The organism is Priestia megaterium, from assembly GCF_046599315.1.
In the GTDB taxonomy this organism is placed as follows: Bacteria; Bacillota; Bacilli; order Bacillales; family Bacillaceae_H; genus Priestia; species Priestia megaterium_F.
The window spans coordinates 19,328-45,634 of the sequence record NZ_JBKIKC010000014.1; the positions used below are offsets into that span (position 1 = coordinate 19,328).

The following is a 26,307-nucleotide window of genomic DNA, read 5'->3' on the forward strand; positions in this document are numbered from 1 at the left end:
AGTAGATGACATTTAAGAAGCAATTTGAAGATTATCGATTTAATTTAAATCGCAATCGATCATGGAAGTATACAGCAATGTTGATCTTTTTCTTTATCGGTTTTTTATCCTTACTGACATCAAAATTCTATTTAAAAACAGAAGATCCTTTGTATCATACCAAAACCTATGAGGCAGTTTCTTCTAACATAACAGGAACCGTAACCATTGAGAATCGTGTGTATCATCCGGCTAATGGCTCACTGGATATGGTCATCAAAATGGATCAAACAGATGAAGAAGAAGTAAGCTTTGTTGCACAAGAAAAAGCGAATCCAAACATCAAATTACCTGTTCATTTATTGTATGAAGATGATGGCTATTATGTGGTAAGAATCAGCGATCTATCTCCAAATTGGGAAGCACTTGCCTTTGATCTATATCAAGAAAATGAAGAAAAAGAAACGGTAAACGTAGATGAAGTAACGAGTGATTCAGAAACAGATTCAACAGAGGAAATAGACGCTCATGCGTTAATTACGACACTCTATTCTGACCAACGAAAAACGAAAAGTGAAGAAGGAAAAGGAACAAAAACCAAACAAGAATATGCGCTTTTAGTTAATGAGTTAGAAAAAGATTTTGTCAAAAAGAAAATGAAAAACTATGAAAAAGCAATCACAGTAGAAGCCAAACATAAGCGCCAAACGCAACAAGAAATGAACGGGTTACAACGTGATATGAAGTACCAAGTGAATGAGGAAAAAGCCGATACTGAATCAAAAATTGCGATGAAAAAGGATGCCATTCAGTCGAGTGATGAAAGCATTCAGCTCTATGAAGATGAACAAAAAAGTTTACAAGAAAAGCTTCAAAAATTGAATGAAAAGCAACAAGATTTAGCCATGAAGTGAAAAAACACATGTCAACAGTAGGTCAACATGTGTTTTTTAGAGGTTCACAGTAGGTTCACATCATTAGTTTTTCATGTTCACAGTAGGTTCACATAGAGGAGTTTAGGTCAACAGCAGGTTCACACTTTAGAGTTTTTCGTGATATCACGGTTTTGCTAGGCTCTGCCTAGCCTATCACCCCGTGTGATAGCAAAAACCCCTTATGCTCTTCTCTCTGTTTCAGTGGAGAACCACAAATTACAGGAAAGGAACGAATGTAGTGGATATAATCATACGAAATGTAAGTGCAACCGCAATAAAAAAGATTGACGAAAAGGCAAAAGAAAAAAAGATTTCTCGTCAGGAATTTTTAAAAGGTCAGCTTGAAACGCTGGCTTTTTTTCATGAACAAACCAACAGGGAATTACAACTTGAAAACATGCTAGAGAAAGTTCTTCAAATGATGGGTCAGTGCTCAACAACAATGGAAAATATGAATGACATCATGCATGAATTGATGGGAGGAAATGAACCATTATGATGAAAGAGCGTATGAAAGTATCGTTACCACCTGAAGTGAAAAAATATATCCAATCTTATATGAAAGAACATCACTTGTCATTTACAGGTGATGCGATTTCTCGTATCTGTCAGGAGCATGAGGAAGCGCAAAAGAGAAAGGATGATTCGATAAAAAAGATCGTAAAGAATGTTACTCAAAATATAGAGGATCTTTTTCAGAGGGAACGACTTCATATTAAAAAAGAGTTGCTATATATGGAGCAAAATATTGAACGATCTACGAGGAACAATTTAAAAGAAGTTGAGGATTATAGCATAGCAAAACGGGGTGAGCTTTTCGCTTCTTTATTGGAGGGATATGAAAAATGAATCAGTCCTCTGTTACACCAGGAGTCGTGCTTAAAACGAAATTTGTTACGTCTGATAAGAAAGCATTTCAAGAGTATGTGGAGTATGTTGATCGTGACGATGCAAAGAAAGATCAAGAAGCACATGAAAAACTATTTTCTCTTTATCAAGACTATATGAATAACCCTGATAAGACGTCCTCTTTATTTACAGAGCACTCGGATCAGTTAAATGAAGATGAGAAAAAAGAATTGAAAGGTTTATTTGAAATAGCACAAAAAAATAACAGTATCATGTGGCAAGATGTTATTACATTTCATAACCCTTGGCTCCAAGAAAATGGTTTATATGACTCTCATACTCATACAGTGGATGAGAAAAAATTAATGGAGATTACCCGTCAGTCCATGAAGGAAATGCTTAAAAGGGAAAAGCTAGATCAGTCAGCTATTTGGTCAGCTGCTATACACTACAACACGGACAACAGTGTGACTTGTTTCTCTATAAATCGATAATTATTTCGATGAAAAGAGATAGCTCTTGAATAAGGGTGAAACTATCAACCTGAAGGATGGAATGATACTAACATGTCTAGTAGAAACATCCTCGATAATACTCCTACGTGCGTTACATCGAATACGGTGTAGGGTGCTAAGCTAGGTGAAGTCGGATGAAGGTAACCTAAGTCAATAATTAAAGATACGGTTACTGATAGCTCGGTCGGCTGAAAAGATACTCATGGTGAGAATGTACCGGTTGGTACTGACGAACAACTGAATGTACAGGTCTAAACTGTGATTGAGATGGAAACACTCAAACTGCATAAAAACGCAGGGCGGGACACCGAAAAGTAAGATTTGTTGTTATGAAATTCGCACGACGGACGATGGCGTCGTAAGGCCCGCAGGCCTAAAGGTTGCACCTAAAAGTATAAAGGATAGCTAAGGTTGATGGAACGAGGAAAGCCAGACACGTCATATAAAAGACTATTCTCTTGACGGTTCTTATAAGGAAGTTATAACTCCGAAATAGATTTAGTTTGGTGAGAGTAAGGTCATGACCGATGAAACATCTGTAATGGGTGTGGAGGAATAGGCCTAAGTCTATTGTTCTTAAAGATTGAAAGTTTTTCTAAGTGAGTTGCAAGGGTCAGGTAAGATGTTGGGAATGTCACTAAGCCTAAAAAGGGAAGTGATCCAACGTGCAAACACGACTACGATATGCTGATTATTACAATCTTACAAGTACATTTGATGAACTATATGAAAGGAGTAAAACAGGGGAAAACTTTACTCGACTATACGACCTAATTACATCAAGAGAAAATATTCTCCTGGCATATAGAAACATCAAAAGGAACTCAGGGGCTAAAACTCCTGGAACAGATGGGAAAACGATATCGTATCTCAAAAATCTAAAAGATGAACAAATTGTGGGATTTGTGAGAAACAAGTTAATTAGCTATAAACCTGATAAAGTAAGGCGGAAGATGATACCAAAACCAAACGAGGAGTTCAGGCCCTTAGGTATACCAACCATTGAAGATAGATTAATTCAACAATGCTTCAAACAGATTTTAGAGCCTATCACAGAAGCACGCTTCTATAATCATAGCTATGGTTTTCGACCAATGAGAAGTACTCACCATGCTCTTGCAAGAGTACAATTTTTAATCAATAAGGGAAAATTACATTATATCGTAGACATTGATATTAAAGGGTTCTTTGATAATATCAATCACACTAAGCTAATGAAACAGCTATGGAATATTGGTATCTGTGATAGGAAAGTGCTCGCCATTATAAGTAAAATGCTCAAGGCGGAAATCCAAGGGGAAGGTACCCCTACAAAAGGGGTGCCCCAAGGTGGTATATTATCTCCACTCCTTGCCAATGTCGTCTTAAATGATCTTGATCAATGGATCGCAAGGCAGTGGGAGAAGTTTGAACCTGACTTTAATTATCATAATATTTGTAATCGAAATGCTGCACTGAAAAGGACCAATCTAAAAGAAGGATATATCGTCAGATATGCCGACGATTTTAAAATTCTCTGTCGAGATTATCAAACGGCAGTTAAATGGTTTCATGCAGTTAGACTTTACTTAAAGGACAGACTCAAACTTGAGATCTCTGAGGAGAAATCCCAAATTACTAACCTACGAAAGAGAAAATCAGAATTTCTTGGATTTACGATAAAAGCTGAAAGAAAAGGGAAAAACGGCAGACGAGTGGCACAAACAGGTATATCTGAAAAGAAGAAAAAGCAAATTAAACAACAGGCTAAAACAATCATAAAAGCAATTCAAAAAGAACCAATAACACAGAACGCACTTAAGTGGAACGGGTTTATACTTGGAATTCATAACTACTTCAAAAAGGCCACTCTCGTTAATCTAGATTTTAATAGAATATACTATGACATCTCCCGCACTATGTATAACCGACTCAGGCAAAAAGCATATTACGGCAAACCTATTAATGCAACATACTCTTTCAGGAAGTTCTATCAGTCTAATTACAAAACATTCAGAGTGGCAAAAACGTGGCTCTATCCAATGAAAGATGTACAAACAAGAAACAACCTTTGTTTCAAACAAGATATTACGCCATATACACCACGAGGAAGAATGGAAATTAACAAACGTCTCTCTAAGAATGTAGCTATAGAAATTAACAAACTTATGAAGTCATACATTCCTGACAGAAATGTTGAATATCTTGATAATCGTATCTCACGATACAGCATGAAAAGTGGTAAGTGTGAAGTTACAGGTGTATTTTTACCAGCAGAAGATGTTCATTGCCATCACTACAGGCCAAGACACCTTGGAGGGGGAGATGAATTCGATAATCTTCGAATAATCCATAGGGATATACACCGTCTTATACATTCTAAAAACAAACAAATCATAAGTAATCTCACAACCTCAATACAGATTGATGAGAAACTCATCAAGAAAATTAATCAGTACCGTAAGGTGTGTAACTTAGAAAAACTTCAATAAGAAACAATAGATGGAGCGCCGTGTGCGATGAAAGTTGCATGCACGGTGCGAGGTGGGGGAAAAACCGGAGATAATCTCAAAAGTTTACCTATCACTATTTCATATTCATGTTGCGACAGTAGAACCAAACCCTACACGTGATCGGGGCAAAAGAAAACCAAAAACGTTAGATGCCATGAAATCAAAAGTGGTGAGTCAGATTCTTGAACGTGGGCAGGAACAAAAAGAAATTAATGATTTAATCCGCAAAAACATGGTAGGAAGCAAGAAACAGGATTCCTCTTTTAAATGGAGAAATCGAGAGCTTAAACCACTCTTTTTGCACATCTATAATCATCTTCCAGAAGATAAGAGACAATGGCAATACAGTTATAACACGTTGCAACCTTTACGATCGTCTATTGATATATTAAGTGCAAAATATATTCAAAAGTATCATGCAAAAGAGTTTGAACAGTTCAATAAGAAATTGGATCAAGAGGTAGAGGTGTTAAGGAAGGCATACGGTGAAGGGACATTTGATAAGAAACGGTATGAACATTATAAGCAAAACAAAACAGATGAATTATATAAACGAATGGGCAATGCTTTCTTAAGTGAAATGCGTGAGTATGATCGCAAACAAACACATATCAAAAAAGTATTGGCTTCTTCTGGGGCAAAGCAAAAATCTTATTCAGCTATCCATCTACCTGTACACGTTTCTCTAAAAAAAATGGAACGTGCTTTTAAATCAGAATATGAAAGTTGGAAAAACCAACAACATTATGAGCGTTTGCAAAAGGATATTGAACAAAATCGTGAAGTCGAAAGGGGTTATTAAAAATGGAGAAATACAGACATAAGGTGACAGTGGATGAAGAAACAGAGGCATACATTCAAGAGTATATGAAGGAACATAAACTTCGTTTTGCTTCAGAAGCGATTATTGATATTTGTGAGAAATATAGAAAGATTCAAGAGCAAGAATGGTCATTGAAATATATTTCCGAAGTCGTCAGCAATAGCCTACATGATGTCATAAAAGAAGAACTAAAAAAGATTCGTCTTGGCGCAAACAGTGCGGATAAAAACACACAAATTTTAATTGAGTATATGAATGGATTATTTGCTCATCATGGTTTTAAAGGACTTATGACGACAAGTATGAGGGAAATGGATAGTACACGAATTGCGAGAGAAGTTGTCGAAAATCGTATTGCTCATCAACGTCAAAAGAAGGTTGATGCAGAAGAATCAAGAGGGAAACAACCATCTCATTGATGGATTTATATAAAGATAGATTTAAACATTTAGAGGAGGAATGAGTGAGATATGTTTTTTAACAAAGATTTAGTGTTAGCTTCGATTAAAGCTATAGGAGAGGATCATGCCATTGTCCGGTATCAAGACAAAGAGGTAGAGGTGCATTTAAGTCCAGAAGAAGCGAAAGAGTTTCATCAATATGTCGTGCATCAAGAGAATATGTTGGTGCTCATGAATATCAAAACACAGAAGCTTTTTGTAGATTTAGAAGAACCTTGGTACGAACAAGAATTAGAAGAACTAAAGGGCATTTCATACCATAAAGAAGGTGAAGACGATGAGTAAAACCTATGCGAAAAGGTCTGTGGGGGATAAGCTTTTAAGAAGTAAGCAAAAAGGCAAAATCCTTATGTAACAAAGGGGCAGCTCTGATAGACTTATCTAACCGAACAATTTTTTGCATAAAAACCTGTATAAAGTTTCATAATAAAAATGCCGTGATGAATTATTACATTTTTAAAAGAAGGAGGTTATGTTATTTTGTTTGCATTCTCAACTGGACAAATAAGTGGAACATTACTAAACCTTAGCTCTATTCGTGTAGATCTTATGAATAAGAGCAAAGGAGCGCCAAAAGTAAGAGTTTTGATTTTTGACACATCAAAATCCCCTAAAGCTACCGTGTTTGATCAAACTTTTACAATTGAACCATACAGTGGAGATTTTCGAACTATATCTCCTGAGAACTTTCCTGATCATTTCGAAGTCGTAGTACGGTCAAACGAACAAAATATAGTTCCAAATGTTTCCTTATTTACGATGGTTCCTGTAATGATGATCCCATATGGAGATTTATTTATATGGGAACCTGATCCTGATTCAGATCCTTTAGAAAGCTAAAAGAAGATTGCATAAAATCTCATTTTTTCATGCAGCTGCCAAGCTTCCTCAGAAGCCGGAAATGTTGATAAATCAACAATGTATAAAATCCTGCATAATCGATAAAAAATGAACAAAGGCCAAACCCTCGATACATAAGGATTTGGCCTTTTTGCTAACTTCTGATAGTTGGTATTATGTTAACTAGCATTCCTGTTTGAAATTATTTGGTGTCTTGAAATAAAAAAGTCCCCTTGATATGATGCAGAAGGTCATGGCCATGACTTCAATTCATCATTCAAGAAGGACTCTTATGAATTGTATTCAAAACGAAAAGTTAAATCAAGTTACACCCCATACACTGATTGTTGGAGTAGATATTGCTAAATTTAAGCATGTTGCTCGCGCCCAAGATGATCGTGGGAAAATTCTTGGGAAAGCTCTAACCTCCACGAATACAAAAGAAGGATTTGAAGGATTCTTTGCCTGGTTGGAAGAGATGCAACATAAACATGAGAAATCTGATGTTCTAGTTGGTATGGAACCTACAGGTCATTACTGGTTAAATCTAGCCTATACACTAAAAGAAAGACTTGTCTCCTTCGGAGTCGTTAATCCTCTGCACGTTAAGCGAAGTAAAGAACTTGACGATAACTCTCCAACGAAAAATGATATCAAGGATGCTAGAGTTATCGCTCAACTGATAAAAGATGGTCGATTTTCTTATCCTCGCTTACCAATGGATCAAGATGCAGAAGTAAAGGCAGGAATTACAATTAGAAACCAAATTGTAGGTGATTTACAGTCTCTACAAGGACGGATTCATAATTGGCTAGATAAGTATTTTCCAGAGTTTTTAACCGTTTTTAAAGACTGGAGTGGAAAGATGGCGTTGGCACGCTAGAACATATTCCTCTTCCAGTTCAACTTAATCAAACAACACCCGAAAGGGTGGCAGAAATATGGTCCACTTACGGAGGAGTACAACGCCCAAGCCATAAACGAATACGGCGACTTCAAGAGGCTGCTGGACGTTCAGTAGGGTTAACGGTTGGACTACAGATGGCACAACGAGAAATAGCCACAAATATCAAACGATATAAGATGCTGAAAGAAGAACTACATGCATTAGAAAAACAATTGGAAGACCTTGTGCTGACCCTGCCGGGTATTGCTGAAATGCTGACTGTACCTGGTGTTGGGATGGTAACTGTTATTGAGCTTTATTCTGAGTTAGGTGATATTAAAAACTTTGAAAATCCACGCCAAATCTTAAAATACGCGGGATTAAATTTACGAGAATCCAGCTCAGGAAAGCATAAAGGACAAACACGAATTACCAAACGAGGAAGGGCTAAATTGAGGGCTTTGCTCTTTCGGACTGTTATGCCCCTTGTTCGACATAATCGAGCCTTTAAGGCTCTGCATCAGTACTATACAACGAGACAAAAAATCCTTTACGTAAGAAACAATCACTGATTGTACTTTGTGGGAAGTTAGTTCGTGTTCTACATACTGTAGGTCAGAAACAATGTCCATTTGATGAAGAGCGAATGATACGAGATATTCCCCATCTTTCTCTAGCTCTAGGAGCTTAACCTTTGTCCATTAAAAATGAAGCACGGAGTATTTGGGATAAAGCATTTTTCCAGGCATTCGACCTTGCAAACTAGCATTACCAAACTCTATCTCATAGACAGATTGAACGAAGGAATGTAGGCGCTAAGACGCTGAGAGACATGGGAGGTTTCATCGCTATGAGGCACATAGAAATCCATTGTGCGACTATATGTATGTCTCCATCTTTTTTTAAAATAATGGAAAAAGAATAGCGAAGCTATTCCCTTTAGTACCAGTTTCTTATAAAAATGAAAATATAAGGTTAGAAATGGACATAAAAAATTTTGTTATATTTTATTTCCCCCCTATAAACCCTTGATATTACTCAATTTATAGAGGGAGGTTTGTATATAGTATACAGTATTCATGTTACATTCGTTAATCTTATAGAATAAACAAGGAGTTAGTTCTATAAGAAACTTTTATCAATCAGTTACGTCTATTTAAAAAAGAAATATGGGTTTCATTTAGAGGGGAGAAGCTTACGAGGATTATAAGCAAAAACAGCAACAGGAATCGGCACAAAATGTAGATAGCATTTTAGATCGTGTCACGGCTGAAGAAAAATACTATTCAACCAAAACACAAGCGATCAAAAATGGATGGATGACAAAGGAAGAAGTCGTGAAACTTGAGCATCAGATTGATTCAACCATGACTAAAAACGAGAAGGGAGTCATCAATGGTCAAGTTCAGGAACAATCTCTTACTTTTCAAGAACGTGTTGAAGTGGGTAATCACATGCAATTCCAAAAACGTACAGGCACCGTCAAAAAGAAAAAAGAGGAACAGGAACTCGAAAGGTAAGGGAGCGTAAAAAGCTCTCTTTTTTATTGCCCAAATACTACGTAAATGGAGGAATATATGATGAAAAAAATTACGTCTCTTTCAAATGACCAATTTAAAACGCTTATTTCCGATAAACGAGAGTTAAAAAAGTTTATGAAACACCCACAAAATGAAAAGATCGAGGCAGGTTGGGCAAATATCAGTGGTGAACAGCTGCAAGGCATCCCTTCTGGAGCTGTTTACTTAACACAATCAGCTCTAGGAGAAGAAAAACCGCAGGTTTTGCTTGTTTCCACCGATGAAAGAGGGCAAAAACAAGCCTATGAAAGTGAAGCAACTCTTGATTTTTTAAAGAGTCATGATGTGAATCCTGTTTTAGAGAAAGATCGAGAAACACAGCTTAAAACAAGCTATATTACGTTTTTACAGGCGCATGACAAAGAGAAACCTCAAGATATTGATAGTATGTTAGCCCGTGTGAATGCAGAAAACGAATACGTGATGTTGAAATCAAGTGCTTTAAAGGAAAATACGTTTACTCATGACCAATTAAAAGGCATGGAGAATGAGCTTTCTCATCAATTTCAGGTACGGAAACAGTCACAAGAAAAGGACCAATATCAAGAAGATTACAAACAAGAAGTACTAGAAGTTATGCAGCAGCCTAGTGACGAAGCACAGTATAAGCAACTGTTTAAGCAAAGCTTGTTAGCTCAATTAGGCATATCAGATGAAAAAGATTCTTCTAAAGAAGCGAAAAAGGAAGCTGAAGCAGAAAAAGCTCCTGTCGAAAAACAGCTTAAGCAAGAAACACCTCAAGAGAAAGAGCAGCGTTTGGCCAAAATGAAGGAGTTTGAACAAAAGCATTCCTTTGATAAGGTGTACAAATTAAAAAAAGAAGTGCTGCAGGAATTGAAAGGGCTCAATTTGACTGATTCTCAACGTGAGAAATTAATCAAGCTTGAAAAGGCATTAGATACAGAGAAAAAGGATCATGACAAGCAGAAAAAAGAAGAGAAATCACAAAATGGATTTACAAAGTTTTTTGCACGGAACAATGGAGCAAATTCTTCAAAAAAACGGAAGGAAACGCAAGAAATAGAACGCTAAAAATGGCAAAAGATTGGAAAAGGATGAGGGAGCTGAAAAGCTCCCTTTTTGCATAGAGTGAAGTGAGGGAGGGATTTAGATGGGAGAACGAAAACACGTCAAGGAGGAGGAGGTTATGAAAGCGAGAAATATTGATTTGTTGTCGTATCTGGAAGCCAAAGGCGAAACCTTTGTAAAAGAAGGAAAGTATTATCGTCATACGGAACATGATAGCTTACTCATCAAAGGAAATATGTACGCTTGGAACAGCCGGAATGAAACAGGATATGGAGCGATCAGTTTCGCTCAAATGTATTATGGGATGTCGTTTCCACAAGCCGTATTAGATATCAACAAAGGCGATTATAAAGAGCTTTCTCAGTCGCATGAGCAACCGTCGGTTTCACCATCAAAAGAGCCTTTTCGCTATCCAAAAGAATTAGAAGTAAAGGATCAAAGCAAAATAAAAGATTATCTCATAAAAGAACGTAAAATAGATTCTCGGTTAGTTGACTGGCTTCTTCAAAAAGATTTAATCGCCCAAGACAAACGGAACAATGTCGTGTTTAAATGGCGTGAACATGGAGGTAAAGGAAAGGTAATTGGGGCGGATCGGCAAGGCACAGCTTCTATAAGTAATAAGCGTGGTTCCTTTAAACAAGTCTTACCGAACGATAACCCACATACAGGCTTTTCAATTGATGTTGGTCGCCCAAATAAGATTCATTTTTTTGAAAGTCCAATTGATTTGCTTTCTTATTGGAGTATTCAGGAGAATAGCCTACAAAACACACGACTCATTAGTATGAATGGCTTAAAGCCTAAAACCGTTGCTCAATCTTATATGGAAGCTCGAAGAGAAGGCTTAGGCATTAAAGAAATGGTGTTAGCTGTCGATAATGATCAAGGAGGAAAAGAATTTATTGACAAAATGAACCAAATCGTTAATGCTGATTTAATAAAAGCAGATATTCCAAAGGGAGCGAAAGACTGGAACGACGAGTTAAAGAAGAATGGAAAAACCATTCCACCTGTAGCATCACGTCTCCGGAATAAACAAACAGAACAGGAGCTTTCAATGAATGGATAAGGTGTTTCAAAGTGTGTTTTATCTTTTTCTTATTATAATTTTATTTAAACTTTCTCAATTTGCTTATCGTGTGATTCGTGAACGGAGGTATATGAAAGAGTTAGCTCAATCAGGTATGCCTTATATTGATAAGATGGATGGGTATCAATTTGAGGTATATTTGCGAGCACTTTTTCAACAATTAGGATACAAACCACAGATAACGCCAAAATCAGGTGATTTTGGGGCTGATCTAGTGATGAAGGGTAAAGAAAAGGTTGTCATTCAAGCCAAACGGTATAGTGCTAAAAATAGGGTCAGTCTCTCAGCAGTACAAGAAGTGTACGCAGCAAAAGCGTATTATAAGGCCAATCAAGCGTGGGTCGTGACCAATAGTTATTTCACGAAACAAGCAAAAGAGCTTGCAGCTGCATGTGATGTGACCTTAGTGGATCGTGCGGATCTTCAGAAATTCATTAATGAAGTCAAACCTGTCTTTAAGGCACGAGAAATCTTTGAAAATATCACACCAGAACCTCGTAAGTGTCCGAAATGTGGGCAGGATCTAGTCGTACGAGATGGGAATAATACTCGTTTTTTTGGCTGTTCCTCTTTCCCTTCTTGTCGTCATACGGAGAAAATTAATAAGGAATAAAAAATGTAAAATGACGATAAAGTTGTTTAAGATTGTATATATTGCATATATTGCATCTGTACGCTTAGGAGGATATATATTTGATGGAAGAAGTAAAAGTAGTCTATGCCCTCATTAAAAATAAGTACAATCAGATTTTATTGGTTGATAATCATGAAGGGCATTGGTCTTTTCCAGGCGGAAGAGTGGAAGCTGGTGAGTCATTAGTAGAAGCTGTAATTCGAGAAGTATTTGAAGAAACTGGACTGACAATTGAACCTGGCAAAATATTAGCCATCAACGAAGGAAAGTTTTTAAAAAGGAATCATCATGCTATCTTCTTTACTTTTGAAGGACATATTGTAGATGGAACTGAAGAAATTAAGATGCCTGAAGAAATATTTCAACTTGAATGGGTCGATATTGAACAAGTAGAACAACGTGCTCCATATTATTTAGAAGGAATTAATAAACTCTTACAAGGGCATGCACCTTACTACAACCAAGGAATAATATAAGTAGAATAAAGATAGTTCTTATTATTTTTAAACTAGTGTCTCAATACAAAAAGACCTCTCGCTCCTATGAGTGGTCTTTTTTATGTGTATTTTAAGACGCTGAAATTTGCATCGAATGAGCAGTTACACGCAAAACAAAATTTAATTTCCGCAGAGAGCGTTTCTCTGCATGTCGAAATCATCGGATTAACTAAGTTTTTATTTATAAATGGTCGTGACGAAAAAGCATCTTTCTAATTGAAAGGTGCTTTTTTTCGTTTCCTATAAAAATATAAAAAAGAGGAGAGTTTTTATGAAGAACATTTTTATGAAATCACTGACCGTTCTTACATTATTAATGGTCGCATTATGTGGGGTAAATAAGGGGAAAACAGAAGCAGCAAGTAAACCAACGAATCAAGATTTAATCATCATTAACAAGTACTACAACAAGCTTGCGTATTTTCATAATGGTTATATTGAAATCGTAGATCCAGTAGCAACAGGAAAAACATGGGATAAAACACCTGTTGGCTTTTTTAAAGTGGTAAACAAAATTAAGAATCGCCCTTACTATACAGGACATATTTCTGGAGGCGATCCTCGCAACCCATTAGGAAAACGTTGGTTAGGGATAAATGCAAACGGTACGTATGGTGATACATACGGTATTCATGGTAATAACAATGAAAGCAGCATTGGAAAGTACGTGAGCCAAGGTTGCGTGAGAATGCATAATGCAGATATTGAAAAGCTTTACGATAAAGTTCAAGTAGGTACACCGGTTGCGATTACGTACTCCTATAAGAGCTTCGTTGATCTTACGAGCGTATACGGTTATAAATTAAAAGGCTATAAAATGAAAAACGACTAATTCCTGAGCAGCATTCCGTGTTCTGATATGCTCCCAATTAAGTAGACAGAGTAAATAAAAATCTGTTTGCTTAATTGGGGGCTTTTTTAATGATCGCGTTTATTAATCTTATCTAATTCATTTAATAAGTGATCAATTCTTTTACTTAGTCTAATTGTATTCTTACTAGTGAAACCTTCTTTCAATGCTGTCACAATCATGATCTCTCTTGTTATTTCTATCTCGATTATTAAGGTTTGTCTTATAACATTTTTATACCCCTTCACTTAAATATTCACCCATTTACCATTAATGTTAATTTTTACACATAAGTAACACTATAGGGTTTAATTATATATATCAATGATAAATAGTTAACAAAAATGGATAATAATTGATATTAGGGGCAGCCCAATTAAGAATAAAGTTCCTTTTAAAAAACTATCCTTTGCATATGAAGTAGATATTACTGTTTTTAGAATGTATACACACTCAGTTAACATAATGTGAGTTATCAGAAGCAAAATAAGTTTTATAAAAAATAATCACATTTCATGTTTCATTTTCGATCAAAGGGGTAAAGTACTATGATGGATTGGAATTTTACAAGAAACAGTCTTTTTAGATCTGTTTCTTTTTTTATTTAAGATTATAAAACGAATAATAAATAGCAACTTGAGCAAACTACTCAGGAAACTGTAAAGTTTCCTTCCTTTAGTGAAAATAATGTAGCAGAAAAAACTACCTCCTCCCCGATGGTAGTTTTTTCTGTTTTCAGGCTGTATATGGTATACATCTTTAGTTAACATAATGTCTCCTTTAGGAACTAAACTAATCTGAACCCTCCTCACAAGGGATCAGATTAGTTTGGGAACTTTTTATTTATTCTTAAACATTAATTATAATTCAAACTACTTAAAAATAATGAAATGTTATAATCACTTTCCTTTTGACACTTTATTGAAGTTGAAATATAATGAATGACAGTCAGTCATTTTAAGAAGAGGAGGTTAACGGTATGGTAAGCACTTCTGATGGAAAATACAATAAAATTTTGAGAGCCGCCATTGAGGTTATTTCTGAAAAAGGACTTCATAAAACTTCCATTTCAGATATCGTCAAAAAAGTAGGAATTGCACAAGGCACTTTTTATTTGTATTTCTCATCAAAAAAGGCTTTAATACCAGCTATTGCAGATAATCTTCTCACAACTACGTTAGAAGGAATTAAGGAAAATACTCAAGGGAAAGAAAACTTTTGGGACGTCTTAGAAGTTGTGATTGATAAAACCTTTAACATAACTAATTCGTACAAAGATATTATTGTCCTTTGTTATTCTGGTCTTGCTATAGATTATTCAATGGAAAAATGGGAGTCGATATATCAGCCTTATTATCATTGGTTTGAGGAGATATTAAATAAAGGTATTAAAAATAATGAAATAATCAGTGACATTAATGTAAAATGGACGGCTAAACTCATTATAAATCTTATTGAAAATGCTGCTGAACGATTTTATATAGGTCTTGAGCAAGATGATACTCTGGAAGTATTTAAGTTTGAGATATTTAACTTCTTAAAAAGATCGTTATTAAGAACCTGAAGAAGGTATTGGATATTTTCCAATAACTTTTTGTTCACTCTTAAAATGACTGACATTCATTCATTTTTTAGGGGTGTGTAAAAGCGAAATTGTTAAAAATATGAATTCCTTATTAGCAGATAATATACGTTAAATTAGTATACGAGGAGAGGTCTTATGAAAAATAAAGCTTGGCTATATGTAATATTAACTTGTCTTTTTGAACTCATTTGGGTGTTCGGTTTTAATAGTGCCCAAACCTGGTGGCATTGGGTGTTGATTTTAGGTGTTATTCTTATCGACTTTTACTTCCTTTCTAAAGCATGTGAAAGTCTCCCAACAGGTACGGTGTATGCTATTTTTGCAGGAGCAGGAACTGTGGGAACGTTCTTTATGGATGTCTTGCTTTTTGATGTAAGTTTTAGTCTTGCAAAATTCTCTTTGATATTAGTTATAGTGGCAGGCGTTATCGGCCTGAAGTTAGCTGATAACAAAGAAGAGGAAAAAGTAACGAAAGGAGTTGCTTAAAGATGGGTTGGGTATTTGTCTTCTTGGCAGCAATTAGTGAAATCATTGGTGTGATGGGTCTTAAAAAGTATAGTCAGAACAAAACATTATTGAATGGAGTTATTTATTTAGGAGGATTTGGTGTCTCTTTCTTTTTCTTATATACATCTTTTCAATTTTTACAAGTAAGTATAGCTTACGCAGTTTGGATTGGAATAGGAACAGCCGGTGCTGTATTGTTAAATATGTTCTTATTTGGAGAATCAAAAAGCACGGCACGTTTTGTAAGTGTTGCTCTTATTGTTTTTGGAGTGACAGGATTACAGCTACTCTCTTAACATCATAATTGGCCTGATACCAGCGTAGCTGACACAGACCGCAAAGTAGAAGGTGAAAAAGTTCCTGAAACGGTGAGTAGCAGAACTTTATAAATCGAGTATTTAGTTAACATGACAATCAATATCGGAAATTCTAAAACAATCCAAACTAATCTGACCTCTTGTGAGAAGGGTGCAGATTAGTTTGGTTCCTAAAGGAGACGTTATGTTAACTTAGCATGAATTTTTATTCATCCCTATTTTTTTAATCATTTATTGCTATCTATATTTTGTATAAACTAAAATCTTGAAAGGATGTTAATATGCAAGCAACAACAAGAAATGAACGAATTGATGTATTAGATATTTTACGAGGTTTTGCGCTTCTCGGCATTATTTTGGTCAATATTCCAGCATTACTCCAAATAAAATTGCCAGAAACAACCAAAGATACAATTTATGCTTATGCTCTTAATTTTTTTGTGGAGGGTAAGCTATTCTCAATTTTCTCTTTCCTCTTTGGAGTCGGTTTTTATATTTTTTTAACACGTGCCAAATTAAAAACCGAACATCCATATTTACTATTTACACGTAGGCTACTGATCTTAGCTCTTTTTGGAAGTATTCATATGTACTTTCAACCAGGGGAAGCCCTATTTATTTATGCAATTTTTGGCTTTGTTTTAATGATCTGTTCAAAAGTTCCAATGGTATGGAATCTCGCATTTGCAACGATTTTATTAGGTGGTAGTCTATTCCTAGGTGCAAAATTTTTGATGCCACTACCATTTATGATGTTTGGCTATGCTGCAGCCTATTACGAAATATTCTCAACGATTTTGCAACATCGTCGTCAATGGTGGATTTTTACCAGTATAATGTTTTTATTATCTATAGTGTTATGGGTAATTCAATTTATGCATTTACCACCTCTTGATTATTTCATGAATGATGCGGCAAAAACAGAAGAAAATATCGCTGATTATATTTTCCAAGAGAATATAAGCCTCTGGTCAACACCAATTATCTCAAGCTTTTATGTAGGACTAGTTTGTCTACTTGCACAAACTAAAATGTTGATACCATTCAAAGCTTATGGGCGTATGGCACTAACTAATTATGTAGCACAAACATTCCTTATTTTAGGAATCGGCTATGCATTAAATTTAAAAGGTCATCTTAGCTATTTAGGTTCCTTAATCATATGTGTAAACATCATCATCTTCTTAATTATTTTCAGTAATATTTGGTTAAAATATTTTCGTTTCGGACCTCTTGAATGGCTATGGCGTTTAGGAACATATGGGAAAAATAAAAACATAGCACTAAACCAAAAAACAATGAATTAACTTCTAATAACGAACATTATGTGAACATGAAAGTCATCCAGTTAAAAGAAAGAGGTTTCCAGTTACAAATTCACACAGGATGAATCGGTCGAATTTCCCTTTGACAAAGAGTCTATTGCGAAACAAATGGCAGACGAGTACGGAGTTCATATTGTATTGGAAAACGCTATGTTTAAGGATTATATTAATTAAGGTGAAAGATAGGTTAATTATATAGGATATAAAAAGAAAAACTTATGGATCATCAATACATTTAAGTAAATGATAAAACACTTTCATTACAAAAATTTTAACATTTATATACTTTGTAGAAAAAGAGCCAATTTGTCGTCACTAAGATTAAATGGTAAAACCTTAATAATAAATGAAGTAATTTAGCATTTACTTAACGCACAATAAAATGAAGGCGAGGTTATTTTCTATAAATATAGTTAATGACTACATTCGTTTTTAAAGGTATATGTATATGAATCTACAAGTCTGGCCAGACTAATAACGTATTCCCCCTATTCCAATAAATTTGAAAATCCTTTGCCTATATAAGCAAAGGATTCTTTTTTATTGATTGTTATTTTTTTACAAGTGACTTCAATAAGGTGTATTAGAGGCGATTCTTATCATTTTTAGCTTTTCTAATAATATCTGTTATAAATGGCGCCTTTGCTTCTGTGTATGCTGCTCTATCAAAATGATGTTTTTCAGCCAGATCTCTTTTCAACTGTTGATACTCTTGAAGTACTAGAGGATGTGTTCTCAGATAGTCGCGAAATAAAAGGTTGCTAGTCCATTCTTTACTTCCATATTCATATACATGTAAATGATGAGTTCCTGCTCGCCATAATCCCTTTCTGAAAAATCTTCTATTGGGGAACTGCGCATGGGATACATGTTCATATCCAACATCTCTTAAAGGTTCGATAAACTCCTCAACATCTTTTAGATGTTGAACACCAACCATTATATCTATTATCTCTTTAGCTCCTAATCCTTTGACAGATGTACTTCCAATATGTTCAATGGCAACGGCTTTTTCTTTCATAATAGCTTTTAAAATGTTTTTTTCTTCTTCAAATTTAAGTACCCAGTTAGCATTATAATTCTTAATTACAATAGGATTATCCATATTCCTCACTCCATTTTACTATGCCGCCTCAATTGAATTATATGAAGCTAGTTCAATAGTTAGCATAAAACATCTTATCAGTAGTTTTCCTTATACCATGAAGGGATAATATTAGCGAAGTTCTGATGGTCATCTAGTACAGTATTTAGTCTCTGAACCATCTGATTTATATGATTAGGTGTATTCTTAATTGACCAAACAATATCAGATACAAAAACCATCGCTACATAAGTAGTATACAGTTCCCAAAAGTAAGAGGGGGGATTACCTTTAAAATATCCTTGAATTTGACCAATAGCAAAAGGAACGCTTATATTTCGGGTATACAGAGCAATATTATGAAAATCATAAATTGGATCTCCCCACTCATATTGATTAAAATCTAAGACGGCTTTTAGCCTTTTTAAATGGATTATTATATTTGCCGGATGAAAATCATCATGAAGAAAATGAATAGGGCGATTTTTCAATAGGTGGAGATGACTGTCTATATATTGGATAGCTGTATCTAAAGAAAAATATTTGACCTCTAATTTTTCAAACTCCTTTAGATAATTATTGTATTTCTTTATTATGTAAGGACCCCAAGTCTTTTCTTGACTCTCACTTTGAATTGAATGAATGACTTTTAAAGCTTCACCTGCTTGCTTACCAACTTCAAACTGTTCTTGTGGGGAAAGTGTTGAAAGAATTTCTTCAGCATCTGACCCGTCAACAAATTCAGTGATTTCAATATATTTCCCTTCCTTCTGCAGTTCTACAGCACACACAGTAGAAGGAACTGGGGCTCCTAATAAACTAAGCTTTTTCATATAGTTGAATGCTGTTTTTTTATGTTTAGCATGACAGATATCAGATACCTTTACAAAATACTTCAAATCATTTGGTAGATCTACCTTCCATTTTTCATCTTTTGAAAAACCTTTCTTAATAGAATGGATTTGAACATACTCTCTTAGTTTAGGTACTTTATTTATGATTCCTTCAATAGTTAAAGTCATTCGCTTCCCTTCTTCCTAAAAATAAATTTGTGTAAGTAAAATGAATAAATAAATTACAATATTATCTAAATAAGATAGCGCTACATAAACTTATTAAAGGCTTATAATATACAAACATACTTAACGTAAACACTCTTATAAGAACTTTATTACCTTAACAGTTGAGATATCGCCCACTTGTGATGATCGTGTACTAATATTTTTACTGCTACAGAAGGTTTAACCCACAAAAGAGTATTATTTTCTTCTAAAGGAATCTGTTTACTTAATTGCTCACACATATAGAAGTGACCTTCATTAAGATAATATTTATGGTCATTAGGGGATTTAAAATATTGCTTGGCAGAGCCTATAAATTTTTGAATATTAACTTCTAATCCCGCCTCTTCTCTACATTCTCTTTTAATGCAATCTTCTAATGATTCATCATTTTCGAGACCGCCGCCTGGTAAGAAATAATTCCCCTTATCGTTTTTAATCAAAGCAATTCTAGAGTCTCTATTATCATATATAACAGCATAACTACCTATTTTGTTTATGTAGGGCTCTCCATCTTCCTGAACTCCAAATAAAGCAGTTTTATTCATATTTAATCACCAACCTAAAGTAAGCATTTATTATTATATTTTACCCTGATAAATATATGGTACTGATTTGGCAAGAAACTTTTCTACCCCCCCTAAATGATAGGGCATTAGTTTATTAGCCATTTGAATATCTACCCATTTAATAGCAGATATCTCTTTTTCATCTTGTATTTTCTCCTGGCCGCCAACAACATTAGCTTTAAACGTGACTATTACAGCATGATTTTCTTGCTTTAAAAAGAAGGCTTCATTTACTGCGAGGATATTTTCAACTTCTACTTTCAATCCTGTTTCTTCCTCTGTTTCTCGAATAACTGCTTGCTTTAATGTTTCACCTGACTCTACTGCTCCACCCGGCAATGACCAAGTAGAAGACTTATTATGTACCATTAACACTTTTCCTTTTGTTTCATTGTAAATAAATGCGTAAACTACATCCACTCTATTCATCTCTGACATCCGTCCCTTAATTATTTAATGATTAGCCTATAAGATTATACAACAATATCCAAATAAGAGAGAGGTATATCAATTTTTAAAATGCACATCATATACCTTTGTTTCTAGTTACCATAATGGATTTTATCGGCAACCATATATAATCTATAAAAAAACAAGTCTTTTCCTGATAGGAAAAGACTTGTTTTCTATAAATTATAATTTATTTACTGCTAAAAGTTCCATCGCTGCAGGAACAAAACGAAATGACGTATCCAGTGTTTTTGCTATTGTGTTTGCATCACTCAAAGCTTCTAATATCTTCTACATCATTTTGACTTACTTTAACTTAATTTCATTTCGTATCTAATTTTAAAAATAAGATTTTCCCCAGGTGTGGTATAAAATAACTTAAACTTAGCTGCATTCTCACAAAATATACATTTTCTTTTTGAATACTGGCGCTCTATTGTTTCCACATGAGGAGCATCAAACAAACTCAAGCCTCTTTTAGTGTGTCTTTCACAAACAATTATCATATATACTCCTCGTTAACTAAAAATATATAGTGAAATATGTATTTGTTGCAAATTTAACACTGAAATTAGATAATTTCACTTTTTATTGACAACATACTTTTTCCGGGTTAGTTAAATTACCTTGTAAATCAAACTCAGGCATTCTATTCACACCAATCCAAGAATTTAACATGAACCCCCATAAGGAAATACCTTCTAAGGCTTTTTTTACGATTACTTCTTGTCTAAATTCATCTGCTCCTTCTTCAAGATGATCTAGTCCTAGAATAGAATGGTGTTCATCTGCTTCCACGTGGATTGTAAAATAAGGATCATTGGCTCCTAACTCATCTAATTTTTTTGTCATTTCAATAAAGAAGTGATTAGAACAACGTTCAATACCTGAGTTTAAGCATGCTAACCATTTAGATCTATCTTGTTCTATTGCCAGTTGATATACAAGGTTAACACAGGCATTAGTTGCTACACTTGGAATATGACGATCAATCTCTACACGATTTTCCAAAATACCTTGTTTTAACATCCATTGCATTAACATTTCATGATGATCAGCTTCCCCATAAATATGTAAAGCGTAAAAAGGCATCATATGATTTTCTTTTAAAGATGTTAATCCTAACATTATTCCCATGACTTTAGGAAACGTTGCTGAGTGGTACCAAAGTTGAGTTACTACTGACTTTAATTCATCTACTGACTTTACATCCTTAAGCCACTTAAAAAAAGGTTCCTTAAGAACTTCCTCTGAGGCCTTAATAATAGGATCAGCTACCCACGCATGTTGTTTTCTAACTCTTTCTAATTCTTCCTCACTTACTACATGATACTTTTCTGCAGTTAATTCCATAACAAATCTCCTCCTAGTTTTTAAGAATCATAGTTATCGGAAAATTACATCTTTTTTGTTAGGTATTCATACAGGTTGTGTGTATTTTCCGAATTAAAACAAACTGAAACCAGTAATTTCAAATTTAATAAGAATATATACCCTTATTTTACAATCGAGCAATTGTTATTAAAGGATTTATACCCTTTCATTTACCATTAATTTGAATTACTTGCTATAATATACCTTTTCTGAACTAACCTGTCAATATTTATTTATTAGGTTATTTTGTTTCGATTTATGAATGCCCTTCCAAACATTAGTTTAATAATATATAATTATATATTATTAATTTTTGGACCGATATTGACTTAGGGAGGGATAAATTTATGTGTAGTAGAAAAACATTTCCTCTTATTTCTGGTTTTCTTTCTCTCGATTTGGTGAATACGGAAGTTATAAGTCATGGTCGTCGACATGAATTACTGGTTCATGAACAGGATCTTTTAGATTGGCTTCATACAATGTGTGAAGAAATTCCTTCTCTTGATAAAAACATTTTAAATATATCTGAGAATGAAACCACTGAAATCTTAAGACATATCCATGAGTTTCGTTTTACATTAAGAGAAAATTTTGAGAGTATTGCAGATGGAAATTTTATTGATAAAGGCTGGATTTCCGATTTAGAAAAGAATATTGAAAATGCGCCTTATGTATATCGATTGGAATCAGATGAACTAAAACAAATATCAAAAGGTAGCACACTAAATAAAATTTTATCGCTTTTATCCCTAGATACCTTACATTTAATTGCTGAAGGTAAACTGCAAAAAATTAAAAGGTGTAGCAATCCCGATTGTGTACTGTTGTTTATTGATTTAACGGGTAGGCGGAAATGGTGCTCAATGAAGATATGTGGAAATAGAAAAAAAGTAGCTCGTTTTCAAGAAAAAAAAAATAAAAAGACTTGAATTCTACCTAGGAATTCAAGTCTTTTTTTATGCATTTACATAACTAACCTATAAAATATAAATTGACAGGTTAGTTATGTAAATGTAAAATAAATGAAAAATAAAGGAGTGAAAAATATGAGTATAACTAGTTCAACTAATCCGAAATCGAAAGGTGCTACTTTAACCAAGGCAAGATATTTTTCAAAGATGGTAACTAACGCAAAAAGTCCATTAAAGATTAGCTTAAAAGACGCTTCTACAGGATTGATTGGAGGGTTTATCAGCATTCTAGCTCTTGGACTATTAACCACTATGACTTCAGCCCCATGGTTAATGGCCCCATTCGGAGCAAGTTGTGTATTAGCATTTGGTGTGTGGAATGCCCCTTTATCTCAACCAAGAAATATTATTGGAGGACACTTAGTAGCTACTTTTGTTGGGTTAGTAATATATCATCTATTTGGTAATAGTGCTTGGACTTTAGGCATTGCTGTGGGCTTAGCAATAGCTTTAATGATGCTAACTAAAACTACACATCCCCCAGCAGGAGCAGATCCAATTGTAGTTATTTTAGGAGCTTCATCATGGAGTTATATAGTTACACCTGTTTTAATAGGATCTTTACTTATTGTGATTGTAGCGTTAATTGTAAATAACTTGCGAAGTGATAGAGCTTATCCGACTTTTTGGTTATAAAATTTAAAGGAGAGTAAAGATGGAAGATTATATTTTTAAACAGCTAAATTTTGCACGTGAAAATACAATTAAACTGGTTTCCCATATGGATGACGCAACGACAGAGATAATTCCAGAAAAGTTAAATAATAATATAAAGTGGAATATAGGTCATATATACGTTATTCAAGAAAAATTCGCTTTTTCGTTTGCAGGAGAACGAATAAACATCCCTGAAAATTATGATAGATTTTTTGCGCCTGGTACAAAACCATTAGAATGGTCTACAGAGCCCCCGAGTCTAATTGAACTACTAGATTTATTAACAATGCAAAATCAGCGCTTAGAACTAATATTGTCAAAAAGGTTAGATGAAAAAGTATTACATCCATATACAACATCTACTGGTCTAAAATTAACATATATAAGGGAATTTTTAAGTTTTTGCTTATATCACGAGGGGATGCATTTTAATGCAATTAAGAATATAAAATCTATCCTAAGTTAGATATAGTATAGAATCTGAGACTTACATATTTCCCCTTCTAAATATATAAAGAAATTATTCTATTATATCGAATAAATGAACATATCTTTATAACAGTAAATAAAAATAACAGGGCATTTAATCATTCGTAAACTAAAAAAGCTACTGGAGCAAGGGCTCAGTCCCACATCAGTAGTTTTTTCTCTTTTTTAGCTGTATAAAATATTCATTTATAGTTACCATAATGTGAATTATTGGAATTAAACGATAGTAAACCCTCCTTAAAAAAGGAGGGTTTACTATTATCTAAAGAAAGTTCTATCTTAATTAAAATCTTTTTGTTACTTAAAAATTATCTCAAAGCTTTTACTAAACTTTGACCAAATTCTTTTGCACCATCTGGACCATCACCAGTAATGATGTCGTTATATGCGACAACATGTTCTGAGACATATTTTACGTTATTATCTTTTAATTGATTAATCTGTATATCTACTGGATAACATGTTGCTGTTCGTCCTTCCAGAAGACCTGTTTGAACTACAGAAACTGAACCTGCACAAATTCCAGTTACAAGAACTTTTTGCTCGTAAGCTTGTTTTAAGTAAGTTTGTAAGTCTTGATTATTCCATAAATAATCGTTTGTGCCAGAACCCCCAATAACAGCTACGGCATCATAATCATTAGATGAAACATCAGTAAAAATAGTAGTTGATTCTACTTTACCTTGATAATCTCCTATAATTTCACCTGTTTTTGTACTTGCAATTGTTACTTCAATACCTTCATTTTCTAATGCTTCTTTTGGATGAAATAATTCATCTTCGTTGAATCGTTCCGGTGGTATAATAAATAGTGCTTTCTTACTCATTGTATGTCTTCCTCCTGAAATATAAAAATTATTTAAAACCTAAACATAGTTTAACTTGGCCTTTGTAGCCTGTGAAGAACGCACTTTATTGTGCGGAGGTTACTAAAAGGTTACTATTGTAATAACAAAAGGAGAATGAGATTAATGTCAGATACATTGCGAGAAGAAATTAGAAAAAAGATACTAAATGGTGATTTTAATTGTGAAAAAGAACTTACTTTATCTATCCTTAGTGGAAAATGGAAAGTTGTGATTTTATGGCACTTAGGAGTAGAAGGCCCACATCGATTTAGTGACTTTCAAAAGCTCTTTCCAAAAATATCTCATAAGATATTATCAAACCAGTTACGTGAACTAATGGAAGATGGAATCATACATAGAGAAGTTTTTCCTGAAATTCCTCCTCGAGTTGAATACTCGATGACTGAACTAGGAATGACATTGTTACCTATAGTAGAAATGATGTATGAATGGGGACAAAAAAGAATGGTTGATTTAAAAAACCAAATTAACTCTAAAGACTAAATACATAAAATCTTGTATTTTGAGCAAACTACTCAAGATGTATAAAAGCATCAAGACTAACTCTTAATTATGTCGCAGAAAAAACTACTTCCCGAACTCAGAAGTAGTTTTTTCTTTTATTAAGCTGTACATGCTTTAAAAAGTTAGCTACTATCATGAGTGTTATAGGCAATGAATTATTTAGTTTAACAACTTAAAAATAGTAATAGAAATCTATGCAAAAATTAATAACCATAAGATTATTATGAGTGAACCTACAGTCCAATTTTTAGGTTTTTTATTCTTCATTAAGTCTTCTGCTTTTATGATACAGTCATCTATTACATTCTTAGGTAACATCTTTAGAGCAAGCATAATTCCTAAAGGAACAATAATTATATCGTCAATGTAGCCTAAAAGTGTTATAAAATCAGGAATTAAATCAATTGGACTAAAAGCATAAGCAACAACACCGGCTGTAAATAATTTTGCATACCAGGCTACCCGGTCGTCTTTATAAGCCAAATATAAGATGAAAATTTGCTTTTTAACTTTCTGGCCTAAGATTTTAATTTCTCAAACATGTTACATTTTCTCCCTTTAATATGTCTCTTAAGTAATTATATCAAAAGATAGATGATTTACTATTAATCATGATATTTGCATCATGAATTGTCATTGTCCTTATGTTAATTATAAGTGAATATTACGTAAATTTATATTTTACCCTTGGCGAAAACGCTTCCTGAATTATACAATAATTAGAGATGTAAAATTATATTTTGTCGCCAAACCATTTGGAATCCTTTGCTCTTTATAATGTTTTTAAGTCATCATGAGTAGTTAACCTACATTTAAACGTTTTTTACTAGGATGATAATATGAAAAAACATAGGAGGTTTAAGGATAATTATGACAAATCCTAAAGATGACACAGAAGTTTTGTATATGAACAAACGCTTTAAAGTTATTCATGTTTATAATTCTGGTTATTGTGAAATTCGTAAAATTAGTAACTCTTATCAAGTAGAACTAGCTTTGTTAACTGATTTGGTTACCATAAAATAAAAATTTTTTATGATTTATAACCATACTTTCGATAGAATTATGTAACCTCCACT

At 34.0% G+C, this 26,307-nt stretch carries 30 protein-coding genes and 3 pseudogenes; 25 read left to right on the forward strand and 8 right to left on the reverse strand.

Translation table 11 applies throughout. The features are described 5' to 3' along the window. The first annotated feature begins 5 nt into the window (after positions 1 to 5). The 16 genes and pseudogenes from ACLHDF_RS25460 to ACLHDF_RS25535 all read left to right on the forward strand — a co-directional run bounded on the left by ACLHDF_RS25460 (position 6) and on the right by ACLHDF_RS25535 (position 13,445). The gene (locus ACLHDF_RS25460; RefSeq protein WP_413921349.1) at positions 6 to 893 is read left to right on the forward strand and encodes a hypothetical protein; all 888 of its coding nucleotides are present in this window, start codon (positions 6 to 8) and stop codon (positions 891 to 893) included. Positions 894 to 1,152: 259 nt separating this feature from the next. Continuing rightward, positions 1,153 to 1,413 carry a hypothetical protein gene (locus ACLHDF_RS25465; RefSeq protein ID WP_413921350.1) on the forward strand — a complete coding sequence of 87 codons (261 nt, stop codon included), beginning with the start codon at positions 1,153 to 1,155 and terminating at the stop codon, positions 1,411 to 1,413. After that, the gene (locus ACLHDF_RS25470; RefSeq protein ID WP_413921351.1) at positions 1,410 to 1,763 is read left to right on the forward strand and encodes a hypothetical protein; all 354 of its coding nucleotides are present in this window, start codon (positions 1,410 to 1,412) and stop codon (positions 1,761 to 1,763) included. Before ACLHDF_RS25465 ends, ACLHDF_RS25470 begins: the two co-directional genes overlap by 4 nt. Continuing rightward, a pseudogene (mobL, locus tag ACLHDF_RS25475) lies at positions 1,760 to 2,227 on the forward strand (relaxase MobL); the annotation flags it as partial. The gene ACLHDF_RS25470 and the pseudogene mobL (ACLHDF_RS25475), both read left to right, overlap by 4 nt. Positions 2,228 to 2,943: 716 nt before the next feature. Continuing rightward, a complete protein-coding gene (ltrA, locus tag ACLHDF_RS25480; protein WP_413921352.1) occupies positions 2,944 to 4,749 on the forward strand; it encodes a group II intron reverse transcriptase/maturase in 1,806 nt (601 codons plus the stop codon). Between the two features lie 100 nt (positions 4,750 to 4,849). Then, positions 4,850 to 5,572: pseudogene (gene mobL, locus ACLHDF_RS25485) on the forward strand (relaxase MobL); the annotation flags it as partial. A 2-nt stretch (positions 5,573 to 5,574) separates the two neighbouring features. Further along, positions 5,575 to 6,012 (forward strand): hypothetical protein, encoded by a 438-nt coding sequence (locus ACLHDF_RS25490; RefSeq protein WP_057275479.1) that lies wholly within the window; start codon positions 5,575 to 5,577, stop codon positions 6,010 to 6,012. 51 nt (positions 6,013 to 6,063) lie between these two features. Continuing rightward, the gene (locus ACLHDF_RS25495; protein WP_413921353.1) at positions 6,064 to 6,339 is read left to right on the forward strand and encodes a hypothetical protein; all 276 of its coding nucleotides are present in this window, start codon (positions 6,064 to 6,066) and stop codon (positions 6,337 to 6,339) included. Positions 6,340 to 6,534: 195 nt separating this feature from the next. Next, positions 6,535 to 6,894, forward strand: a complete 360-nt coding sequence (locus tag ACLHDF_RS25500; protein ID WP_413921354.1) for a hypothetical protein — start codon at positions 6,535 to 6,537, stop codon at positions 6,892 to 6,894. Positions 6,895 to 7,186: 292 nt separating this feature from the next. Further along, positions 7,187 to 8,471, forward strand: a pseudogene (locus ACLHDF_RS25505) (IS110 family transposase). A 646-nt stretch (positions 8,472 to 9,117) separates the two neighbouring features. Then, positions 9,118 to 9,300, forward strand: coding sequence for a hypothetical protein (locus ACLHDF_RS25510; RefSeq protein WP_413921355.1), 183 nt, complete (start codon positions 9,118 to 9,120; stop codon positions 9,298 to 9,300). Between the two features lie 60 nt (positions 9,301 to 9,360). Beyond that, positions 9,361 to 10,392, forward strand: coding sequence for a hypothetical protein (locus ACLHDF_RS25515; protein WP_413921356.1), 1,032 nt, complete (start codon positions 9,361 to 9,363; stop codon positions 10,390 to 10,392). Positions 10,393 to 10,471: 79 nt separating this feature from the next. Continuing rightward, on the forward strand, positions 10,472 to 11,461 hold the full coding sequence (locus ACLHDF_RS25520) for a toprim domain-containing protein (protein WP_413921357.1): 990 nt from the start codon (positions 10,472 to 10,474) through the stop codon (positions 11,459 to 11,461). After that, complete coding sequence (locus ACLHDF_RS25525) at positions 11,454 to 12,095, forward strand: restriction endonuclease (protein WP_413921358.1); 642 nt, start codon at positions 11,454 to 11,456, stop codon at positions 12,093 to 12,095. The genes ACLHDF_RS25520 and ACLHDF_RS25525 overlap by 8 nt, the downstream gene beginning before the upstream one ends. A gap of 83 nt (positions 12,096 to 12,178) precedes the next feature. Then, complete coding sequence (locus ACLHDF_RS25530) at positions 12,179 to 12,592, forward strand: NUDIX hydrolase (RefSeq protein WP_413921359.1); 414 nt, start codon at positions 12,179 to 12,181, stop codon at positions 12,590 to 12,592. A gap of 292 nt (positions 12,593 to 12,884) precedes the next feature. Beyond that, positions 12,885 to 13,445, forward strand: a complete 561-nt coding sequence (locus ACLHDF_RS25535; protein WP_413921360.1) for a L,D-transpeptidase — start codon at positions 12,885 to 12,887, stop codon at positions 13,443 to 13,445. Positions 13,446 to 13,531: 86 nt separating this feature from the next. On the opposite strand, the gene ACLHDF_RS25540 is transcribed toward ACLHDF_RS25535, so the two are convergent. Further along, positions 13,532 to 13,711, reverse strand: a complete 180-nt coding sequence (locus tag ACLHDF_RS25540) for a Spo0E family sporulation regulatory protein-aspartic acid phosphatase (RefSeq protein WP_215055251.1) — start codon at positions 13,709 to 13,711, stop codon at positions 13,532 to 13,534. Between the two features lie 731 nt (positions 13,712 to 14,442). Between ACLHDF_RS25540 and ACLHDF_RS25545 the strand changes: the two genes are divergently transcribed. The 4 genes from ACLHDF_RS25545 (at position 14,443) to ACLHDF_RS25560 (ending at position 17,179) form a co-directional block, all read left to right on the forward strand. Continuing rightward, on the forward strand, positions 14,443 to 15,027 hold the full coding sequence (locus ACLHDF_RS25545; RefSeq protein WP_413921361.1) for a TetR family transcriptional regulator: 585 nt from the start codon (positions 14,443 to 14,445) through the stop codon (positions 15,025 to 15,027). A gap of 156 nt (positions 15,028 to 15,183) precedes the next feature. Beyond that, on the forward strand, positions 15,184 to 15,534 hold the full coding sequence (locus tag ACLHDF_RS25550) for a DMT family transporter (protein WP_413921362.1): 351 nt from the start codon (positions 15,184 to 15,186) through the stop codon (positions 15,532 to 15,534). Between the two features lie 2 nt (positions 15,535 to 15,536). Then, a complete protein-coding gene (locus ACLHDF_RS25555) occupies positions 15,537 to 15,851 on the forward strand; it encodes a DMT family transporter (RefSeq protein ID WP_074898456.1) in 315 nt (104 codons plus the stop codon). Between the two features lie 302 nt (positions 15,852 to 16,153). Further along, complete coding sequence (locus tag ACLHDF_RS25560) at positions 16,154 to 17,179, forward strand: DUF418 domain-containing protein (RefSeq protein ID WP_413921363.1); 1,026 nt, start codon at positions 16,154 to 16,156, stop codon at positions 17,177 to 17,179. Between the two features lie 601 nt (positions 17,180 to 17,780). On the opposite strand, the gene ACLHDF_RS25565 is transcribed toward ACLHDF_RS25560, so the two are convergent. The 5 genes from ACLHDF_RS25565 to ACLHDF_RS25585 all read right to left on the reverse strand — a co-directional run bounded on the left by ACLHDF_RS25565 (position 17,781) and on the right by ACLHDF_RS25585 (position 21,714). After that, positions 17,781 to 18,302 carry a GrpB family protein gene (locus ACLHDF_RS25565; protein ID WP_413921364.1) on the reverse strand — a complete coding sequence of 174 codons (522 nt, stop codon included), beginning with the start codon at positions 18,300 to 18,302 and terminating at the stop codon, positions 17,781 to 17,783. Positions 18,303 to 18,379: 77 nt separating this feature from the next. After that, positions 18,380 to 19,303, reverse strand: coding sequence for an aminoglycoside phosphotransferase family protein (locus ACLHDF_RS25570; protein ID WP_413921365.1), 924 nt, complete (start codon positions 19,301 to 19,303; stop codon positions 18,380 to 18,382). A 149-nt stretch (positions 19,304 to 19,452) separates the two neighbouring features. Beyond that, positions 19,453 to 19,890 carry an NUDIX domain-containing protein gene (locus tag ACLHDF_RS25575; RefSeq protein WP_413921366.1) on the reverse strand — a complete coding sequence of 146 codons (438 nt, stop codon included), beginning with the start codon at positions 19,888 to 19,890 and terminating at the stop codon, positions 19,453 to 19,455. Between the two features lie 33 nt (positions 19,891 to 19,923). After that, the gene (locus tag ACLHDF_RS25580) at positions 19,924 to 20,340 is read right to left on the reverse strand and encodes an NUDIX hydrolase (RefSeq protein ID WP_413921367.1); all 417 of its coding nucleotides are present in this window, start codon (positions 20,338 to 20,340) and stop codon (positions 19,924 to 19,926) included. A 609-nt stretch (positions 20,341 to 20,949) separates the two neighbouring features. Beyond that, positions 20,950 to 21,714, reverse strand: a complete 765-nt coding sequence (locus tag ACLHDF_RS25585) for an iron-containing redox enzyme family protein (RefSeq protein WP_413921368.1) — start codon at positions 21,712 to 21,714, stop codon at positions 20,950 to 20,952. A gap of 368 nt (positions 21,715 to 22,082) precedes the next feature. Here ACLHDF_RS25585 and ACLHDF_RS25590 point away from each other — a divergent pair, with 368 nt between their 5' ends. The 3 genes from ACLHDF_RS25590 to ACLHDF_RS25600 all read left to right on the forward strand — a co-directional run bounded on the left by ACLHDF_RS25590 (position 22,083) and on the right by ACLHDF_RS25600 (position 23,832). Further along, positions 22,083 to 22,667, forward strand: coding sequence for a CGNR zinc finger domain-containing protein (locus tag ACLHDF_RS25590; RefSeq protein WP_114895362.1), 585 nt, complete (start codon positions 22,083 to 22,085; stop codon positions 22,665 to 22,667). 123 nt (positions 22,668 to 22,790) lie between these two features. Then, positions 22,791 to 23,345, forward strand: a complete 555-nt coding sequence (locus tag ACLHDF_RS25595) for an HPP family protein (RefSeq protein ID WP_413921424.1) — start codon at positions 22,791 to 22,793, stop codon at positions 23,343 to 23,345. A gap of 19 nt (positions 23,346 to 23,364) precedes the next feature. Next, positions 23,365 to 23,832 (forward strand): DinB family protein, encoded by a 468-nt coding sequence (locus ACLHDF_RS25600; RefSeq protein ID WP_413921369.1) that lies wholly within the window; start codon positions 23,365 to 23,367, stop codon positions 23,830 to 23,832. 331 nt (positions 23,833 to 24,163) lie between these two features. Here ACLHDF_RS25600 and ACLHDF_RS25605 read toward each other — a convergent pair whose 3' ends face one another. Then, positions 24,164 to 24,682, reverse strand: coding sequence for a DJ-1/PfpI family protein (locus tag ACLHDF_RS25605; protein ID WP_413921370.1), 519 nt, complete (start codon positions 24,680 to 24,682; stop codon positions 24,164 to 24,166). A 144-nt stretch (positions 24,683 to 24,826) separates the two neighbouring features. Here ACLHDF_RS25605 and ACLHDF_RS25610 point away from each other — a divergent pair, with 144 nt between their 5' ends. Continuing rightward, positions 24,827 to 25,207, forward strand: a complete 381-nt coding sequence (locus ACLHDF_RS25610) for a winged helix-turn-helix transcriptional regulator (RefSeq protein ID WP_413921371.1) — start codon at positions 24,827 to 24,829, stop codon at positions 25,205 to 25,207. A gap of 213 nt (positions 25,208 to 25,420) precedes the next feature. On the opposite strand, the gene ACLHDF_RS25615 is transcribed toward ACLHDF_RS25610, so the two are convergent. Beyond that, positions 25,421 to 25,759 carry a YkvA family protein gene (locus ACLHDF_RS25615; protein WP_413921425.1) on the reverse strand — a complete coding sequence of 113 codons (339 nt, stop codon included), beginning with the start codon at positions 25,757 to 25,759 and terminating at the stop codon, positions 25,421 to 25,423. A gap of 339 nt (positions 25,760 to 26,098) precedes the next feature. Between ACLHDF_RS25615 and ACLHDF_RS25620 the strand changes: the two genes are divergently transcribed. After that, entirely contained in the window at positions 26,099 to 26,254 is a 156-nt protein-coding gene (locus ACLHDF_RS25620; protein ID WP_413921372.1) for a hypothetical protein, read from the forward strand. The last annotated feature ends 53 nt before the right edge of the window (positions 26,255 to 26,307 follow it).

Coding starts and splice junctions, on each gene's coding strand:
- ACLHDF_RS25620 (WP_413921372.1), top strand. CDS start 26,099: ATGACAAATCCTAAAGATGACACAGAAGTTTTGTATATGAACAAACGC.
- ACLHDF_RS25555 (WP_074898456.1), top strand. CDS start 15,537: ATGGGTTGGGTATTTGTCTTCTTGGCAGCAATTAGTGAAATCATTGGT.
- ACLHDF_RS25560 (WP_413921363.1), top strand. CDS start 16,154: ATGCAAGCAACAACAAGAAATGAACGAATTGATGTATTAGATATTTTA.
- ACLHDF_RS25600 (WP_413921369.1), top strand. CDS start 23,365: ATGGAAGATTATATTTTTAAACAGCTAAATTTTGCACGTGAAAATACA.
- ACLHDF_RS25490 (WP_057275479.1), top strand. CDS start 5,575: ATGGAGAAATACAGACATAAGGTGACAGTGGATGAAGAAACAGAGGCA.
- ACLHDF_RS25515 (WP_413921356.1), top strand. CDS start 9,361: ATGAAAAAAATTACGTCTCTTTCAAATGACCAATTTAAAACGCTTATT.
- ACLHDF_RS25550 (WP_413921362.1), top strand. CDS start 15,184: ATGAAAAATAAAGCTTGGCTATATGTAATATTAACTTGTCTTTTTGAA.
- ACLHDF_RS25535 (WP_413921360.1), top strand. CDS start 12,885: ATGAAGAACATTTTTATGAAATCACTGACCGTTCTTACATTATTAATG.
- ACLHDF_RS25590 (WP_114895362.1), top strand. CDS start 22,083: ATGTGTAGTAGAAAAACATTTCCTCTTATTTCTGGTTTTCTTTCTCTC.
- ACLHDF_RS25545 (WP_413921361.1), top strand. CDS start 14,443: ATGGTAAGCACTTCTGATGGAAAATACAATAAAATTTTGAGAGCCGCC.
- ACLHDF_RS25460 (WP_413921349.1), top strand. CDS start 6: ATGACATTTAAGAAGCAATTTGAAGATTATCGATTTAATTTAAATCGC.
- ACLHDF_RS25495 (WP_413921353.1), top strand. CDS start 6,064: ATGTTTTTTAACAAAGATTTAGTGTTAGCTTCGATTAAAGCTATAGGA.
- ACLHDF_RS25520 (WP_413921357.1), top strand. CDS start 10,472: ATGGGAGAACGAAAACACGTCAAGGAGGAGGAGGTTATGAAAGCGAGA.
- ACLHDF_RS25610 (WP_413921371.1), top strand. CDS start 24,827: ATGTCAGATACATTGCGAGAAGAAATTAGAAAAAAGATACTAAATGGT.
- ACLHDF_RS25605 (WP_413921370.1), bottom strand. CDS start 24,682: ATGAGTAAGAAAGCACTATTTATTATACCACCGGAACGATTCAACGAA.
- ACLHDF_RS25525 (WP_413921358.1), top strand. CDS start 11,454: ATGGATAAGGTGTTTCAAAGTGTGTTTTATCTTTTTCTTATTATAATT.
- ACLHDF_RS25570 (WP_413921365.1), bottom strand. CDS start 19,303: ATGACTTTAACTATTGAAGGAATCATAAATAAAGTACCTAAACTAAGA.
- ACLHDF_RS25470 (WP_413921351.1), top strand. CDS start 1,410: ATGATGAAAGAGCGTATGAAAGTATCGTTACCACCTGAAGTGAAAAAA.
- ACLHDF_RS25530 (WP_413921359.1), top strand. CDS start 12,179: ATGGAAGAAGTAAAAGTAGTCTATGCCCTCATTAAAAATAAGTACAAT.
- ACLHDF_RS25565 (WP_413921364.1), bottom strand. CDS start 18,302: ATGGATAATCCTATTGTAATTAAGAATTATAATGCTAACTGGGTACTT.
- ACLHDF_RS25580 (WP_413921367.1), bottom strand. CDS start 20,340: ATGAATAGAGTGGATGTAGTTTACGCATTTATTTACAATGAAACAAAA.
- ACLHDF_RS25575 (WP_413921366.1), bottom strand. CDS start 19,890: ATGAATAAAACTGCTTTATTTGGAGTTCAGGAAGATGGAGAGCCCTAC.
- ACLHDF_RS25585 (WP_413921368.1), bottom strand. CDS start 21,714: ATGGAATTAACTGCAGAAAAGTATCATGTAGTAAGTGAGGAAGAATTA.